Origin of the sequence: Tunturibacter psychrotolerans (genome assembly GCF_040359615.1) — a bacterium.
Taxonomy (GTDB): Bacteria; Acidobacteriota; Terriglobia; order Terriglobales; family Acidobacteriaceae; genus Edaphobacter; species Edaphobacter psychrotolerans.
The window spans coordinates 429837-447711 of record NZ_CP132942.1; the positions used below are offsets into that span (position 1 = coordinate 429837).

A 17875-nucleotide genomic window follows, 5' to 3' on the forward strand; every position below is an offset into this window, starting at 1 on the left:
ACAACTCTCCGGCATCTACTGCACCGCCGCGGCCGGAGAGCTTTGTGTGGCCGCCGGTAAAGCGCCTTTTGCGGCTTTCTCCATCTCCACTGCGAGCTCGTCCAACCGTGCCTGGGGAATGGCAAGTTGTCGCGGTGTCAGTCTAAGGCCTTGCTTTTGGAGCTCCTTCACTGTCGCTGGCTCAATGCTGGTGCCGGAGGCGGTCACTCCGGTCAAGTGACTTGTACGCGGCGAGCCGATCACATCCATCGGAACCCCGTCGACCTTAATGGTCGTTACTTCTTCCCCTGCGTTGGGCACAAGCCGCTCGATATCACGCCGGAATTGGCCCGCCTCCCCTTGAAGCAGTTCCTTCTCCATATACGTTCGCACTTCCACTTCATGGTGTTCCCAAATCTCGTCCAGGCTCAGCTGTTGAAAGTCCGGCCGCTCAGCTCGTAGACTTTCCAGGGCTTCGCTTCGCATCTCGCGGAACTCGGGGCCACTCAACTCCTCAAGTGCAGCTGCCGGGTTGGTCTCCAACAATCCTTTGGCAGCTCTGCTGCCAGCCTTTGCTTCAAAGATGCTAGTTACATATAGCTTTCCCCCGCGCCGGGTCAAGATGAGGCCGTCCGAAAATTTGCGTCCGCCGAGAGACACTCGGTCGCCGGCAATAAATTCGCTCGATTCCTCGATCGAAGTAACAACACCCTTGGCGGCGACCTTTGTCGTTTTGGCGACTTCCAGGTTAAGCAGCTCTTCCAGCAGTTGTCCCTTCATGTGGTCGCCGACAGGGGCTTTGGCGAAGATCCTCTCCATTGCCTCCTCGCTCAGCCCAAGCTTTGCCAATCGCGGGGCAAACGCATCACGCACCGCGGCACGCACCGGGATCGTACCCGGTAGCCGTGCCATGCGCAGGCGAAGATTGCGACGCGATCCGTTGATCTCCGCGGCCCGCGATTTGAGATCAAGCTTTGTTTTCGCGAGATCGTCTGGTAGTTTCTGCCCCGGGTTCGTCTTCTCCCAATCGGCAATCTTGAGCTTCTGTGTTTCCCGATCCAGATAGAGAGCCTTGGTGTTGGCATCGATTTCCATGGCCTCCTGCTCCATGCGGGTGAGTTCGGACTCCACCTGAGGAGCAATCGCGCCCTCAAGGGTTTTGAAGTTGGTGCGAATTTCCTGTGCGGCGTCCTTAATTTGCGCACTGACGATTGGGCAAGGCCTCGGACTGCAAATCTCCAGACCGTGATCAGTGATGATGCCCTCGTGAAATTCACCGGTAAGTTCGTCTTCGAACGTCATCGTCTCGGGAGCGGACGCAACCGCAATCTCCCGTTCGGCTGCCTGTTTGCCGGCCAGCTTGGCATCAAGTTCCGCCACCTCTGCTTCGAGTGCTTCAGCCGCTTTCTCAGCGTCTTCCAACTCGCCCGGAGTCGCCTTTCCCGCGGCTGCCGACGCTCTCGCAGCATTGACTCGTTGCGCTGTGCTTCGGGCTCGTTGCTCCAGTTGCAGGTACTGACCCCCGAGAGCTGACTTTTCCCCTTGAATGATCTCCGGGCCAAGGATGTCCTTATACTTTTCCAGCAGATACTCGCATTCCGGATGACAGCTGTAGATGCGGCCAGCCGCGCTGATGTTGATCGGCTTCCCGGAAAGCGCTTTGCCGGTAAGTGCGCCGGCCTCCAGTTCCTCTTGCACGGCGTGTGTGCCTGCCGCGAGAAGTTCCTTTTCCGTGCTCGTTGCGTTGAGCGCCTTCAATACCTGGCCCTCTGTAGTTGCTTCCTCTCCCAGGTGGGCGGCAACGCGAGTCGCCAATTGCTCGCCGCCATACACTTTCGCCACCTTATTCAGGTTCTCTAACTCCGCGGTAACCCGGGCGGTGTCACCCGCTGCTTTCGCAGCCTTTAGGGCTTCGACTGTAGCAGCAACAGCCTTAAAGGCCGCCGACGCATCCAGGGCAAAGCCAACGACTTCCACTGCCAGCCAGAACAGCGATGGCTCTTCTTGGGAAAGCGCCTGCGCCTTATCGAACGCAGTCCCGGTAAGCGCCTTTTGCATCATGTATTCATTCAGATGTCTTAAGACTCCGACCGCATCGATGGCCGCGACCGCCACTAAAGACGCGCCCCCAGTAGGGGCCGCTAACAAAATTGCCCCGATGTTCAGCAAGGCCAGTGCGATGGAAGCAAGAACACTTGGTTCTTCGTCTTTCATCTCTTGTTCCACCCATCGCGTCTTCAAGGAGGGTGACTCCAATCCCATCTTGATGGCGGTTACGTGGACGAGATCATGCAAGCGCCAGACATTAACGTCACCGTCCTTCAATCCGGCTCTCACCTTGTCTATGTTTTTCAGCCGTCCCACGATCTCGCCTCCGAGAAGCCGGGCCATGTCGGGGCCATTTTCCCGGTTAGCAACACTCTCCAATTCGTCAGTGGATTCTTCTGGCGTGGAGAACGACGCAAGAATCGGGTATTGCCCAACGACATAACCACGCATGAGGTCATAGGCATCCCTTGCTTTTTTTACCTTTGCCCCCAGTTGCTGATTCAGCTCTGCGTAATTCGAATATTCTTCAGCTCCTGCGCCCTCACCAGCCCCCATCTCTTCTGTTATGGCTTTATCGGCTTCTGCAAGCGCCGCATCCAAATCGCGGCGTCGATCCAATAGCACTTGCGCGGCCCCCTGCAACCCGGTGAATGTCGCCGTACGCTCTGGCATTGAGTAAGTCACGGTCGTCGTCGTACAACTCCCGAACATGCAATCGGAAATCTGTGATGTTATAAACTCCAACTTGATTCCATAACGGTCCGCCTCAATCTTCGCCTCGGCCTCGCTATGATCCAAGGTCTCTCTCGCAATAGCCTTTGACGCCTCTCCAAATTCGGTTACAAAGTCTGACCGTTGCTTCTCTAATTGGTCGAAGATCCTCTCCATCATGTTTCGAATGCGGTCATTGGCTTCCAGGGTGCCGCCCACCAACGCATCGCTTGTTTGGAAGTGATACATGAAACCTGAGTATTGGTTATATCCTCCGACAATCCAAAGCCGCTCGACGCGGCGGGTCATATATGGCTCGTCGTCAAATACATCAATGCCATCGATGGTGACAGCGACCTCCTCTTCAGGCGGAGTCGGTTCGGGAGCAGGTACAGCAGACGGCGTTTGTTTGGAGCCGTCATCCCCGGTTTTGCTGTCATCCGCGGTTTTGCCGACTTCTGGGTCACGACCACTTGGCGGGCCTTGACCCGCATCAGTCCCGCCATCGGGAGCTCTTTGGATGAGCGGCTGGGCTGAATCCGCAAGCAGACGGGTAGGCGTAGCCTCGTGCTCACCAGGGGACTTTACGGGCGTGTTCCGCTCGGCAATACGCGCATCCACCTCAAGGGGATCATTCGCTGCACCGATCACGACGCCGCAGCCTGATTGCGAAGTGGGCACCGTAGGCATCATTCCGGCTCTCTGCTGCATGACATGGGCAGTCTCATGAGCCAACAAACGGCGCCCGGAATCTGTTGCCGGCGAGTACTTCCCAGCAGCAAAGTAAATATGGCGCCCTGAAGTATATGCGTCGGCGGTCAAAGCCTGAGCGGATTTTTGGGCTCGATTGTCGGTATGCACACGAACATCGGAGAGATCGGCTGCAAATTGTCGTTCCAGGGAACTTCTGGCGCTTCGGTCGACAGGGTAACCTGGGCTGTCGGCGGGAACGATGTCGGCTTCCGCTACGTACGCAGAAGCGCCGGACGATCCCTGTCGCTGAATTGCCGTGGTTGTATCGTCTACCTCAGAGGAAAGCCCGCGGCAAGACTCGCAAGCACCACCACAGTTACATTGCCGCTGAATAAGAGCGCGGGAGAGGACAATCACCCGGACCGGCCCAAATTGCGGGTGAGGCGATACCGGAGGTACAGCTTTCACCGGGGCACTGCCCCCCGGGTAGGCCGTGCCTACTCGCTTGCCGTCGATCCAGTAATCCACCCTGATACGAAATCCGGGTATGGGGTCGCCAGGCTGCCAATTTGGGTTGAATCTCATAGCGAAGGCAACAGCCCGTGGATTCGCCGGCACGCCACCTTCGGTTGCCAAGACGGGGTAAGCGACTCTTTGACCTGCATTCAAGTCTGCACCGAAACCATTCTTAGCCTCGATCCCCCGTGGCAAAGAGTCGGGACCGATGCTTCCCAGGTCAAGCCGCACTTCAATGACACCCGCCGAAGTTTTGACCTTGAAGGCAATTTCGTCATTAATGACGACCTCGCCGAATTTATTGACGGCATCTGCCCTGCTCCAGTCAACACCCGCCTTGCCGGTCTCCACTGGCTGAGCGCCTCCCTTGCCCGACTCTTCGCGGGTCGGGGTTTCATCGGGATCCGGGAGCAGGGGTTGTTTCGCATCGAGGAAGTCGGCTATCTTGTCTGGATTTACTTCCAGTGCTTTGCGCAATTCGACTACCTGTTCTGGAGTAAGATTTCGTTCGTTAACAATGCTTTGGATCGCCCGGTTAAAAAGCTCCTTCTCCAGCAACGCCAGCTGCCTTGACGCCTCCGCAGGGGATAGCTTTTGCAGCTGCTCTTTGAATGCGCGCCACTTACGCGCGTCAAAATTTTCGAGCACGCGACCGTATCGCTCTTCAATCTGCCGGATGCGTGAAGCCGGGCTTTCCTGGAGCGGATCCTTACCCTCAATCGCACCATCAACCGCTGGATTGACATCCTCCACTTCTCCTACGCACAGCGAAGGATTGCGGAAGAAGCACCAGGTGCCCGTTTTTCGGTTGCGGCGAGCTACGCTGTCGTCGTCCAGCTTGACTTCCGCATCGTAGGTCTGGGCCAGCTTGGGATCAGTAACCGGCTTAACATTTTGCGGGTTTTTGACTTTCTGCTGCAGGTCGCCTTTGCTGCGGCTGATGTCTTCCGGGGAAAAGTCTCCCGGCTTGGCGGTCGAGTCGGGATCAGACAGGCCTTCGCCGGCTGGAGTCTCTCCTGGTGCGATTTTGGGCGCCTCCGGCCCGCGCACCGCTGCCTTGACTTCTTTGATGGCCGCGTGGATCAAAGCCCCGAGCAAGACCATCGCACCCATCATCGCCATGCTGAAGATGTTGCCCGCGATGGTTTCGTAGGACTTCTGATTAGCAAGGAAGGTTCGAACTTTGTCACCGGCAGCTTTGTTGGTAAATCGAAGGTCAAATTTCGCCTTCTCCATAATGACTACCTCGGTGGCAGCAGCTGCGGCGAGGAGAGCCAGCCCCACCGTTTGTCCCACCCCCCAGCCGGCGGCGGCGCCGGCCGCGATCGTCGCGCCGCCGCTGAACTCCACTCCCAGAGCGCCCAAGGCCGCGCCAACCAGAACGGAAGCCAGAACGAACCACCCCGAGACTGCTCCCAGCACTCCATTGAGTGCCTGCAAACTCTTCAGGCCCTTATCGATGGCCTGATTGAATTCAAGGTCAAAGACCGCACCGACGGCGCCGGAAAGGCTCGCAAAAAAAACGGGGAATGATTTGCCGACTTCATCCCACGGCCAGAGAATGGTCCAGCCGATTTTCTTGATCTCGTCCCACCAGTTTTCCCTGAAGTATTGCAGCAAGGGAGCGAGATAGAGCTGTACGCCGCGCTGATGTTCCGGTTCTTCAGGAAAGACATTGGCAGCCACCAACATCGCCGCCAGTCCAGGCACGGCATTCACCATCGGGGCCAACGCATCGTGAATGGCGCGAATCACAGGGTCAGGGTTCTTAATAAGCGCCCACACAGCCTTCATCATTCCGCGCATGCGCTCGACTTGGGCGAACATGAGCGGGACCCGCAGCAACCCCCCGATCTCCCGGATGCATGGGACGGTTAAGGCTAACGTGACTATTTTTTTGGTCGTGTTCCACACCCCATCGTCCAAAATCGCGAAGGGGCCAAAAAGCGTGACGAGGAGGGTCTGGCGGAAAAATTCCAGGAGTGGATGTAGAAAGCGTATGGTCGCCAGGCAGGCCTCGCCGATCTTCGCTGTCCATGCAGTCAAGGTAGTGTTGAGCTGAGCGCTGAACTTATTCCATCTATCGGAAAGCGCCGCCATGGCTGTTGACAGCAACCGCAATAGTGGCAATACTCCAATACTTTCCAACAGGGCCTTGCCCAGACCAGCCAAGTCCTGAACAACACCGGACAGCCAGCGCCCAAGCCCTTCCGCAGTTCGTTTCACCCGATCAGCAGCGGAGACGATGGAAGGCAGCACACTGGTCACAAGCTTGTGGCGCAGTTGCGTTTCCAGCTTTTGGCCGTGACTCTCCCACAATGACTTGATCCCGGTGTACAGGCCGTGGGCCGCCACGATGAGAGGGGCCATAGGCCCAAATAGGCTGATCAAAAGCAAGACAGCGGTGGCTTGCTTCACGTATTTCATGTAAGGCTGCAGGGTTTTCTTTACGTCCTGCCATTTTTCGACCGCCTTGACAAACAGGTCCTCCAGGAAGCCGTCGCCCGTTATTTTTCCCGGCGAAATGGCTTTTACAAACCAGTCCCAGGCATCTGCGAACTTAGTCCGCAAGGGCAACAGCTTGGCCCAATATTCCTGTACCTTGCGGGAGATGTTGGTCCAGGCGCCGCCAAGAATTTTTCTGACGGTCGTGGCCGCCGGCGCGCCGTACTCGTCCATTAGACCGGAGAAAAATTCTCCTATCCTGGCGGCATCGCCTTTCAGATCAGCGATCGCTTTGCCTCCAAACTCCTTTACCAGGCCGCTGAGATAATCGTCTACGGCCGGGAGGGCGGAGCAGGCGCCGACCATCAACTTGCCGAGCGCCGGCGCAATGCCACCGATGAGCACGCTGACAATATTCAGCAGCGCACTGCCAAAGCCTTCTTTCCTGATCCGCGCCGCCAAGCCGCCGAACAGACTATCCAAGCCCTCGGAAGCGCGATCCGCGATGGAGTTCTTCAGGTTAAGGAGGAACGGCAAAACCCCGGGAGCGTACGTCTCGATCACTTCGGCAAGGGCAGCCTTGCCTTTTTCCAGGCCCGCCTTCAGGCCCTGGCCCAATCCCTCGGCCACGCTGGACGCCTCGCGGCCTGCGCCGGAAACGAACCTGCCGAGCTTCGTATCCCAGAATCCGGATGATTGCCGGCGAACTCCAGGAGTGCGGTCAGGTGAGATCGAGGAAGCGGCGCCGTTTCCGGTCACGTGATCCGCGATCTGTTCAGCCTCCTTTTCTAAAGGATCGCGGGGATGGCCGATCGCGATCGCCGCATGCATTGCCCTCGTGGAGGAGGGAACCTTTCCTTCCTTTTGCTGCACGGTATGCGTGAGCTCATGCGCGAGTAGATGCTGCCCCTCCTTTGACTGCGGCGCGTACCTACCGGCAGCGAAGAAAATATCTGCATTGGAAGTGTAGGCATCGGCCGCCAGGGCGTCGGCCGATTGGGCTGCTCGAGTGTCGGTGTGAACCCGGACGTCTGAGAAGTCGCTGCCAAAGCGCGGCTCCATGAATGCGCGTGTGTCCGAGTCCAGAGGTTGACCAGGGCTGTCAGCAGGAATGACGCTGGCATCCACTACTCCGCCACCTGCACCCAAGCTCGATGCCTGCCGCTGCAGAATTGTGGGTTCTTCCTCAACGACAGCTTTTTTCTGGCAAGCCGAGCAAGAACCGCCGCACGAGCATTCGCGCTGAATCAGCGAAGATAGACGAAGCCGGGCAACGAAATGTTGTGCCTGGTGATTCCCGGCGCCCTGCTGGACGCAGCGCATGATGAGCATGCGCATTTCGCCACTTGCACGACGCTGAAGCAAGGGGCCCAGTTTTGCATTCGATTCGCCCGAGCCGTCTCCACCAAGCGCGCTGAAGGCGCCGGCCAGCGGGCGCAGGGACGTATCTTGAAGCATGGCTTCCCTGGCCGCAGACTCGGGATGCTTCCGCTCCGAATTATGGTCCAACTGCACGGCTTCAGGCGCGAGGGACACGGTTCTCCTTTAGTTCTGGGCGACGTAAAAGAGCAAGTCCCGGCTGCACTTTAGGCCCCGGCAACCGCAGATCGGGCGCAGTTAACACAGGGCCGCCCAAACGCGGAACGGCGTAAGCGCCGGGGGTGAAGTATTTGATCCGTTTGCTCATGAAAGAGTCGGTTGTTTCGGTCCTGACCACCGCCTCCGCGGGCTGCGGGACACGAGCGATGTCATCGTGATTTTCGGCCTCCAGGGGAGAGCCCGTAATCGAACGGATCATTGCCACCATACCGGTTCCCTTTCCCCGTAATCCAACCTCCTTGGGCTGCTTTTCGGGCTTGCTGTTCTGCTCCACCGGGTTGACCGACGACAGCTCAACTTGCGCCTGCTGCACTTCGACTCCCCGCGACGGCTTGCTTCGCCAGAAGAACATCCACCGAAACATGAGGCTGCATCTTCCCCTACTTCAACTTCACGTGCGCCAGCGCGTCGACCAATGCTTTGAGCGCGTTGCGTGTGTTTGCATCGAGATTCGAGTTGTCGCCAATCTGGTCAACAACCGCTTGCGCCCCTTTGGTTGGCAAATCCTTGCCCAGAGACTCGGCCTCATCCTGAATCCACTTCGGCATCCCCAGCTTTTTCGCAGCTTTCCTTAAGACGCGGCCGGCAAGATCGGCTACAGACATTCCGGCGTGGGCTTTTTCTTCTTCCTGCGCTTCGCGCACGGCACGATCAGCCTGGCGAAGTCTCTCCTCCAGCTCCTCACCCGGTGTCTGAGCTTTGGGATGATACTTGAGGTCGATTGGCCTGGGTGCGGGAGCAGGTGGCGCCTGGACGGGAGCGGGCGGGGTCAGGACGGATGATGGCTTGAAGAACGTCCGCGCCATTACGTCGATCTCCACGCGCCGATTCTTTGCCTCGTAGCCTTTGCTAGGAACCGACGGTGAACTTTCTCCCAAGCTGCTGGCGTGCAGTTGGTTTGCAGGGATACCTTTATTGACCAGATAATCGCGGACAGTCTCAGCGCGCTTCTGTCCTATCGTAAGGTTGTGGGTTTCGGTTCCGGGCGCATCGGCGAATCCGACAATGGTAACAAACGTGTCCGGAGCGGAGGTGAGCGTGCTCTGCAAACGTATGACAAACGCATCGAGCTTCTTGCTTTGCTCGCCGCTGAGCGCACACCTATCAATCTCAAAGCCGTCGACGGTGAGCGAGTCAGATGGGAGTAAGTGAACCGACGGATGCGCCCCGGGTGCAGCTTGACGCTGCATCGCCGGAACTGCGGCCGCGACAGGAAGCACTGCAGCGTGGCCGGAAACCACCGCGGATGCGGCAGAATCAGCCTGGTGCTCAAGGGAAGCATTTTCCGCGGGCAAAAATGAATCCGCGTGCGCCTGCTGCATCACGTGGCCCACTTCGTGCGCCAACGTGGCGGGACCGTAAGCTCCGGCGGCAAAGTAGATGTCCCGGCCGACGGTAAAGGCGTTGGCGCCGGCATTGGCGGCAAGCTCCGCCGCGTCTTCATCGAGGTGAACACGCACCTCTCTTAGATCCTGGCCGAACGCAGACTCAAGTTTGGGCCGCTCGTCCTCAGCGATGGGCTTGCCTTCGGCAGAAGAAAGTATTTTTTGCACGGCACGATTGCCGGCCGCGCGCTGCAGCGCCAGAACAGGATTCTCTTTTTGCGCCACAGCTTCGCTCTCTGGGCCATGCGCAGCCGGCTCAGGGAGGTGATCCTGCGGTCGTTTCCCGGTCCGCCACCAGTTCACGTCGATCCTCCGTCAGGATGCACGGGAGTACGGCCCCAGATCCGTCTTCATCACTAACTTACCGAGTTTGCGGTGCTCGTTCTTGAGCGCTTCGACAATATGATCCATGGAAATGCGGGGTCCTTTTTCCGAATCGCGCGGTTCCTGTCCGCCCTGCTGTGCAGCGAGGAATGCCGCCTCCAGTGCGACATTGCGAATTGCACCCCCGGAAAGCTTGAATTGGTGGGCGAGGAAATGAAAATCCACGTCCTTGTCGAGCGGAGCTTTCTTCGAGAACTGTAGATTCCAGATTTTCTCGCGGGCCAACTCGTCAGGGAAAGGAAAGCGCACCACACAGTGCAGACGGCGAAGGAACGCATCGTCGATGTTTTCCTGGAAGTTTGAGGAAAGCACCACCAGGCCCTGATACTGTTCGATCCGCTGCAGAAGATAATTTATTTCGATATTGGCGTAGCGGTCGTGAGCATCCTTCACTTCGGTGCGCTTGCCGAATAATGCATCCGCTTCATCGAAGAAAAGAAGACTTTGGCTGAGCTCAGCCTCGCGAAAAACGACACTGAGGTTGGACTCAGTCTCGCCGATAAACTTGCTGACAACCGTCGCGAGGTCAATTTGAAAAAGCCGTAAGGAGCGATCACGAGCCAAGACCTCTGCAGCCATCGTTTTGCCAGTGCCCGAGGAACCAGTGAATAAAGCACAGAGGCCACCGCCCCGGGCCAGCTTTTTTCCGAACTCCCAATCGCGGTGAACAACAGTGCGGAACTGGAGCCGGGCAGCGACCATGCGCAACTGCTTCATCTCCTCATCAGGCAACACCAGATCCTCCCACCCGAATTGGGGATCAATGCCGGTGGCGAAACGCTGCATGTTGGGGGTGGTCAAATCGCGGCCGGCGGCCAGCACATCCGTCATAGACGGTTTTGGATCGAGAGGATCGCGTAGCCTGGCACGGGACATCGCCAGACTCGCAGTCTGCCGAACCCGATTGCCGGCAAATGAAAATGAGTCCGCCAGGCGATCCGCGTCCATGTCGGGAACCGATGCAGACAACGCGCTACGCCAGGCCCCGCGGCGAGTCTCATAGTCCGGGGCCTGAATATGCATCCGCCAAAGATGCGTAGAACCGGCGACCGTGCCGAACTGCTCTTCAGGGCTGATCAACACGACCGGAATATTGCTCTCGATGATTCTGTTCAGGAGCAGTTCTTCTATGTTGTTTCTCTTGAGCCGTTCCGCCTCATTGAGCTCGGAGCGCCCTCGATCCACGACCAGCAGATTGCCCCAGAGGGCCGCGTCGCGAATGAGTGCTCCGAGCTTGCCTGCATCCGCATCGAGGCGGCCTAACTCGGCATATAAGACGTCTTTGGTGAGGGCATGGGCGAGAGTCTCGGCCGCCTCGGTGAGAGGGGCGTCATGCCCACCCCATAATTGGATAATCGCGTGGCTGGTTCCATTTTGCTGCAGCGCGTCGGCCAGATTTTCCAAGTCTGTCCGGCTGGCTGCAGAGGTTTCGAGCTCGGCAATGGGATCTTCCGGCACGATGAGCTTGCCGGTCAACGTTTGGCGTGGCTGCCGCTCGAGCAGAAAGCGGGTGACGGTCTCGTCCATCTTGAGGAAATAGCGGAGTTGGGACGGACTGCGATCGTAGGGTTCTTCGTGTAATCCAACGAGATTGAAGTGCAGCAAGGGAGCGTCGGGAGAAAACAACTGCCTGGCCTGGATCTTCTCCTGCTCTGTCCGGCAAATCAGGTTGAGGCACAAGTCCTGGCTGGGACGCTTGCGTGTGACATCGTTTTGCAGGTAGGCGTAGAGAGTTTCGTAACGAGGTTCGAGCTCCGGCGCCAGCGCTATCAGCAAGACATCTACCTCGGCGGGCGACAAGCCACAAACGGCAGCAAGGTGCGGCAGGGTGAGTTTCTCGCCCTCCTGCCTACTGGCTTCCATGCGTGCACGAATTTCTTCCTGCCTGCTCTCCAGTTCCCTGTCGATGCTCTCGGCTTGGTTGGCTACCGAATCGTCGAGGTTCCAGATATCTCCCAGAAAATCGACGCTGCCCAACATGTGGTCCACACTTTCATCGGAAATAACCAGGCCGCGAAACTCGTCTGGAGTGTCGGCTGAGCGGGACCGGCGTGCGACCAGCACGGCGCGACGCAACAACAAGTCAAGCCGCTTCATCTCGGCGAGGATGTGTTCGATGCTACTGCGGAACGGCTCTAAGGCTGCATTCATTTACAAACCCTCCAACACAAACTCCAGCCTTCGTTGTCCGAGCCACTGCACGCTTCCTAGCGGTTCGTCCATGCCGGAAAGGTGAAGCGCAACGTGCCAAGGGCTGTGCTCGAGGACGACCAGCACACGTGACGGTTCCACCAGGACGCGCCCAGGGACGCGGATGAACTGCTTGCGCACGGCCTCGCGCGACGCCTGGCGGAAGCCCCGCACCCGGCCGGCAAAAACGCGCGATAGCTCGACAGCAAGGAGATCGAGAGCTTGCTCCCAGGTCTCAGCCTGAACAAGCCCGGCTACTGCACCGGCATCGGTTACAGAAAAGAATTGCCTCATGCCGGCGAGGTCGGGCTCGGCAAACATCCCGGCAAAGAGTGCGACCAGGGGATCGATATAGTCCGCCGTCACCGGGGCGCCCAGGAGGGCCATGCCAGCGCCGGCGAGCAAGAAAGAGAGAGCACGCGGTCCTCCGAAACGAATGAACTCCGGTTTGCGGATCAACTGCCAGAGGTCGAGCCTCTGCACCACGGAAACCATCAGCAGGAGGCCGGCATGGTCGGAGGAAATCCATTGGAGCATTACGCCTCGACCCCGCGCTGCAAGCGGAGCGGCAGCGGAAGGAACAAGCGAGCGCAGAGCTTCCAAAACGGAAAGCAGATTTGGGGAAGAAGCTCCGGTAAGGTCCGCTCCGGTGGGAACTTCTCCATCATCGCGGGAGGCAAGTCTCTCACTGGAGAACAGACTGGTTGGATTTGCGAAAGCACCCGCTGCAACAATGGCTTCGCTCCAGGGCGGGAAAGACCGGGGGGCCCCCAGTAATGCAGGATCACGAAGCATCAGCAACATCGGGATTTCAAGGAATTTCTGCAGCAGGCGCAACCCATGCCAGAGACCGCGCAGGGGGAAGCGTGAATGCATGCGCGTCCACAGACGGATTGCCTGGCGGCGGCCGGCGAAGGCCCATTCCGAACGCAGGCCCCCGGCCGAGGCCGCGGCGCGTGCGAGATCGATCAGGTCTTTGAGCGAAAGAGCGCCGTTACGTTCTGCGCCTGCGGTCGCCTGCATGATCCGCTCCAACGACAACTCATCCCACAAAACAAGCAGAGACTCAAGCTGACCCCGGCGATCCAATTGCGCTGCGACTTCACCGATGAGGTCTGGCTCCTCGAGCAAGAAGCCTAAGGCAATTTGCGCGGGTGAAGATCCAGGCCGCTGGACCAGTTCGGGGAATTCCCAGCAAGAGGCCGAACCTTTGGTGGCGATGTGATGAAGCATCGCCGACTTATAGGCGGCGCTCGTCTCGTAGCGGCATGAGCTGATCGTGCCGTCACTCGTAGGATGAGCCAGCGCACGGTGAAGTGCCAGCGCAAATTCGCGCGACCAGGCGTTGGCCAGTGTTTTCGAGTTCAGGTTCCGCGACGGCAGCTTGATCTGCACACGCAGGCGATTGAGACGGATGACGGGGGCGAGACGATCGAGGCTGGGGCCAAGATGAGTGGCCATTTCGGAGCTTAGTGGCCCATGCGCCAACTCATTCACAAGCGGGCCAACGCGATCCACCCCCTTGGGCGACCGGCAATGCACCCTCAGCTTGTGGATGGTCAGTGTCATGGGGTGAAGACCACCATATAGCTGACCGACACACTCTTGATCGGGACCTGGACAACACTCGAAGAATCTAAGACCACCGGGCCGACCGTGGCAGATATCGTTAAATTTATAGAGGGCGCGGGGGGAGGCGGAATGCTGGGGCCCGCTACGCTGACAGTGAACTGACTTGTTACAGTGGCGGGCTTCAACCAATCTGTCTCGAGAGTTTTGGGATCGACCCAATCAATTTCGGTCAGCGCGACAAGAATCTGCAGGGGCTTGGTTACGGCGGGTAACATTGAATTTACAACCACGGTCACCGTTCCGCTGGCAACCGGTGGCGACGGTACCGCTCCTGGGACGGTGATCGTAATCGATGCATTGCCCGTTTGGACGACCGGAGTCAGGCCCTGAATATACTGCTGGAGGCCATACCATTGGCCACTTGCGGGGTTGTAGCCGTAGAAGTTTCCCTGCAGGAACAGGTCGTTGGATATCTTCACGTCGCCGGTTATCGGCGGCGTAAAAGTCGGCAAGTTAGCGCTATAGCTTACCTTCGATTTGTCTGAGGAATTCAGGACAAAATCATCCCCGACCAGCAGGTTCTTTCTCACGATCACGTTGCCCCTGTCGAAAGCTCCGGGGTGAATGTCGAGATACCCTGCAAGCGGGTGATCTGTAACAGGCGTCGTCAACGCTGTGATGTCGAAGGGATCATTTTCCGCGTCAATCTGGTCGGGCGCTATCACGCTTTGGGCGCGGACGCCCACATACCGGCGCCCCCAGCGACGCGGATTCGATACTGCCCAGCCCAGGCTACTGGACGTAAGCGTGATGATGCCCAACTGTACTCCGGAGCAATCTGCAACCAGACCGGGGCCGTTCACCGGCTTGAGGTAGACCTGGAAGCCTTCCTGCAAACGGGTGTTCTGGTTCTTGACGTTGCAGTCCAAATAACCCGCCGCGGGCAGCCCGGTTTGGGTCTCCTGGTAGCAAATCCAGACCTCATAGTCCTGAGCCGTCAAGCCCGGCGCAGTCAACACATTTGTCAGACTGTAGGGAGCCGGGACGATGATCTCGCGGCCGGTCCGATCGATCGCCATACCCTCGGTGATCGAATAAAACGAGGGACCACCGGAGACTGAGTCCGCATCGAGCGTGATCTCGAGGCCCTCGATGATGCCATGCAGATGCAGCTTCAGATTCATCAGCCGCCGCAGTTCGATGTGATACGACTGCTCGTCGGTGAAATCGTAACTGCGCAGATACTCACCGTCGAAATAGCGGAGGCGTTGCACTGGGTTCGGCACTGGATTCGCCACGGTTTATCTCCAATCAGTCGTTATGCAGACGGGTCAGTCTCTGTCTACTTCTTCTGAACCTTCCTCGAGGCATCCAGGCTATCGAGCCGGGCGGACAATTCGTCAATCCTCGCGGTCAGAACTTTGATTTGCGTGTCCTTATGGAGAAGCTGATCGAGCGCCTCCCCTACCTTCAGGTCCGGGCTTAGCTGAGCAAGATAGTCGGGGAGGACACGATCGACCTTCTCGTCAGAGTGCATGTAAGTAACTGCGGAGCCACCGCGGCGAAACAGCATCGATGCTTCAAGAGCCTGCAGCGGAGAGAGACTTTCCAGGTCTGACGCCGGCTTCCGCGATACGGAGACCCCCAAATTCTCTTTTGCTGACTTGATGGTGGCGTGACGTAAGACGCTGCTCGAAAACAAGGAAGTATCGGTGAAATCAAACGAGCGATGCAGTGATTCCCGCACCGCCTCTACTGCGTGAATGGCGGATTGCGCCGCGCGCAGTTGGCCGCACCTGTCCAACTCGAACTGGTCGAGAAATTGTTCCGGCAAGAACTTCGAATAGTCCCGACAGCAATGATCCTTTTCGTCGGCGCCGAACTCGCCGGTGAGGATCGTGTACAAGAGCACCGGAAGCAGATTCGCCGGCGCCCAAAGGTATTTGCGGGGAGTATTGCAAACACGCACCAGCTTGCCATCGAGTACTTCCACCGTCCCCAGCACCAGGCAACTAGCCTCGCAGGGCTGCTGGCAAGAAAAAACCAGATCGCCGAAAGCACAGTCGAACTGATAGCGCTGCATCAACGTGAGCAGCTTGCGAAAAGCCTCGGCCATCTCGGCACGATATTCTTCCCGGGGCTCCTGCCGATGCTCGCCGGGACAGGTAAGGCACAAGACTTCGTCGACCAACCCGCAATTGAACTGATCGCAGTTAACCTTCAGATGGTTCAAGAAATAGGCCCGCAGGGTGCAGAAGAGGTTGCAGGCATCCTGCCCTTCGTACTGACTGTCGCCGTCCACGATCTGCTTAAGGGAACTGATGTGCCTGTGGATGATGGTGCCGATCGGCCCTTCGCAATAGATCTCGAAGCAGCATTTGAGGCGTTCCTCGAGATCCTTCAAGTAGGAAGATTCCGGAGGCAACTCGTGGGTGATATCGAAGCGGACTCCTTCGTGCGTTCTGGTCGGCAGGCACTGCTTGGGCCCCGAAGTGCAACTGCTCTGAAAGGGCGTCTCATACTGCGACTCGGTCTCCTCGTAGCAGATTGTGACATAGAAGCACTGCTTGATTTCACAACGGGACCTGCGTTTCTTGGGTTCGCAGTCGTCTTCGGGCGGATCGAAGACAGGCAAACCTTTGCTTCTAAGGATGTCGATAACATCGAGCCGCTTGGTCTCGCATACAACGAGATCGTTGCCGCAGTCGTCGATGGCGAAGCCGTCATGGACCAGGATATTGCCTTTACAATCGCAGTCGCAGGTCAGCTTCAAGCCGCAAACGACGCCATAGCCGTCCATGGTGCGGTGGTACATCTTGTTTTTCTCGATGACATACTTCTGCTGCAGGGTAAGGTCCCCGTCGGTCAACAAATGGCCGCAGAAATAGTTGGGCCGGTCGAAACAGACAAGGTTGCAGCAGCATGGCTGGGGTGGGACCTGCGACTGGCAACCGCAGGGTGAACGCTCAGAGCGCGTCTGTGAGGTGCTGGTATTGGTGGCTGTCGTTTGCATTGTGCTCATAGCTTCCTCTCAGCGATGATCGCTCGTGTCAGTAATTTCTTGATCTCGGCCGGATGCGGACCCAGCTCTCAAAAATGCCCCCCTGGATGTTGTCGCCGGTAGGCAGCTTGTGTCCGATGAAATTGCCATCCAGCGCGTGACCGTCGAGGTCTCGTATCACGTCGCACTTTAAAATCAGAAAAAGGTCGAAACTTCGCCCATCGAGGTGGCGGCGCGCGTAGTTGGGATCGATGTGCAGCCGGGCCCAGATGGTCTCATCCGGCTCCCGTTCCACCCGGGCTGGGGCAATCTGCATCTGCCGCGGCTCGGATTCGTTTTCGGGACGAAAAACTACCAGCGCCTGGAAGCTGCGGGTGTCTATCTCTGCGGATCTTACTTTGTGGGAAAACTCGATACGAAAGCCGCGCGGATGCTCGGGAGTTCCCACATACTCCTCCATGAATTCGCGGCATAACATACGGCGATTGTGTTCCCAGTTGGTGTCTTCTATGCGAGTAAGTTCTTCAGTGGGCAACTTAGTCAGGATGCAACGGATCACCTGGTCGAGGGTGTCGGTACTGACCAACTGCCTGCGAGGCGCCCAGTTTTCGATTTGTTCCGGCTTGACCGCTTGGCCGGGAACAAAATTGCAGATTACGGCCAAAGGCAAGCACGGGAAACTGCTGGCCGGCGGGCAGCATTCACGGGCCTTGCGATAGTAGTCGATGCAATTGCCTGGCGGACAAGGTTCGTGGGTGGCGTTGTCCCAGAAGGAGGGCTTTTGCTGGTAGAGCTCCAGGGTGTAGCCCTCGCACACCCGGTTGGGCTTCTGCGAGGAAGTGGAGCAACTGCAATCATCAAAAGGCGCGGGCGCATACTCGGTCTCGCATTCCGCGTAGCGAATACATAAGTAAAGGTCGCTAGGGACGGGAGCCGGATCGCAGCCGTCATCGGGCGTTGCGGGATCGTCGTCCTTGTCCTCTTGCCTGCGAGCCGGCTGCGAGGCCATAGGCGGAGGTTGTGGCAACAAGACGTAGTCCTCACAGAGGAGGCGAATTTCGCGGCCACAATCGTCGATGGCGAGCCCCTCACACACCATCAGGCGCTTTTCCGGACAGTACGGATGCGGCTTGACTACCAGGCCGCAGACTACTCCCCAGCCGTGCAGGGCCAACGTATGCAAGCGCATTTTGTCTATGCCGTAACGCTGCTCGTCTCTGAAGTCACGCTCGGTGAGCAGCTTTCCGCGGTAGTAGCTGTTGCGGCAAAAGGCGGGAATATCGCACGGCAAACAGGTGTTCACCTGGGCGGTGGAGGCGGTGTCGGAACTGGCCGTGGATGTGGGCATACG

The 17875-nt window shown here is 58.1% G+C and carries 8 protein-coding genes; all 8 read right to left on the reverse strand.

Annotation, left to right across the window (positions count from 1 at the left end; genetic code table 11):
- Positions 1 to 15: 15 nt before the first annotated feature.
- On the reverse strand, positions 16 to 7929 hold the full coding sequence (locus RBB77_RS01590) for an eCIS core domain-containing protein (protein WP_353064434.1): 7914 nt from the start codon (positions 7927 to 7929) through the stop codon (positions 16 to 18).
- Entirely contained in the window at positions 7913 to 8356 is a 444-nt protein-coding gene (locus RBB77_RS01595; RefSeq protein WP_353064435.1) for a hypothetical protein, read from the reverse strand. The genes RBB77_RS01590 and RBB77_RS01595 overlap by 17 nt, the downstream gene beginning before the upstream one ends.
- A 16-nt stretch (positions 8357 to 8372) precedes the next feature.
- Positions 8373 to 9680, reverse strand: a complete 1308-nt coding sequence (locus RBB77_RS01600; protein WP_353064436.1) for an eCIS core domain-containing protein — start codon at positions 9678 to 9680, stop codon at positions 8373 to 8375.
- Between the two features lie 12 nt (positions 9681 to 9692).
- Positions 9693 to 11912, reverse strand: a complete 2220-nt coding sequence (locus tag RBB77_RS01605; protein WP_353064437.1) for an ATP-binding protein — start codon at positions 11910 to 11912, stop codon at positions 9693 to 9695.
- On the reverse strand, positions 11913 to 13520 hold the full coding sequence (locus RBB77_RS01610; RefSeq protein ID WP_353064438.1) for a hypothetical protein: 1608 nt from the start codon (positions 13518 to 13520) through the stop codon (positions 11913 to 11915).
- Positions 13517 to 14821, reverse strand: a complete 1305-nt coding sequence (locus RBB77_RS01615; RefSeq protein ID WP_353064439.1) for a hypothetical protein — start codon at positions 14819 to 14821, stop codon at positions 13517 to 13519. The genes RBB77_RS01610 and RBB77_RS01615 overlap by 4 nt, the downstream gene beginning before the upstream one ends.
- A gap of 44 nt (positions 14822 to 14865) precedes the next feature.
- Positions 14866 to 16338 carry a hypothetical protein gene (locus tag RBB77_RS01620; protein WP_353064440.1) on the reverse strand — a complete coding sequence of 491 codons (1473 nt, stop codon included), beginning with the start codon at positions 16336 to 16338 and terminating at the stop codon, positions 14866 to 14868.
- 235 nt (positions 16339 to 16573) lie between these two features.
- The gene (locus RBB77_RS01625) at positions 16574 to 17872 is read right to left on the reverse strand and encodes a hypothetical protein (protein WP_353064441.1); all 1299 of its coding nucleotides are present in this window, start codon (positions 17870 to 17872) and stop codon (positions 16574 to 16576) included.
- Between the last annotated feature and the right edge of the window lie 3 nt (positions 17873 to 17875).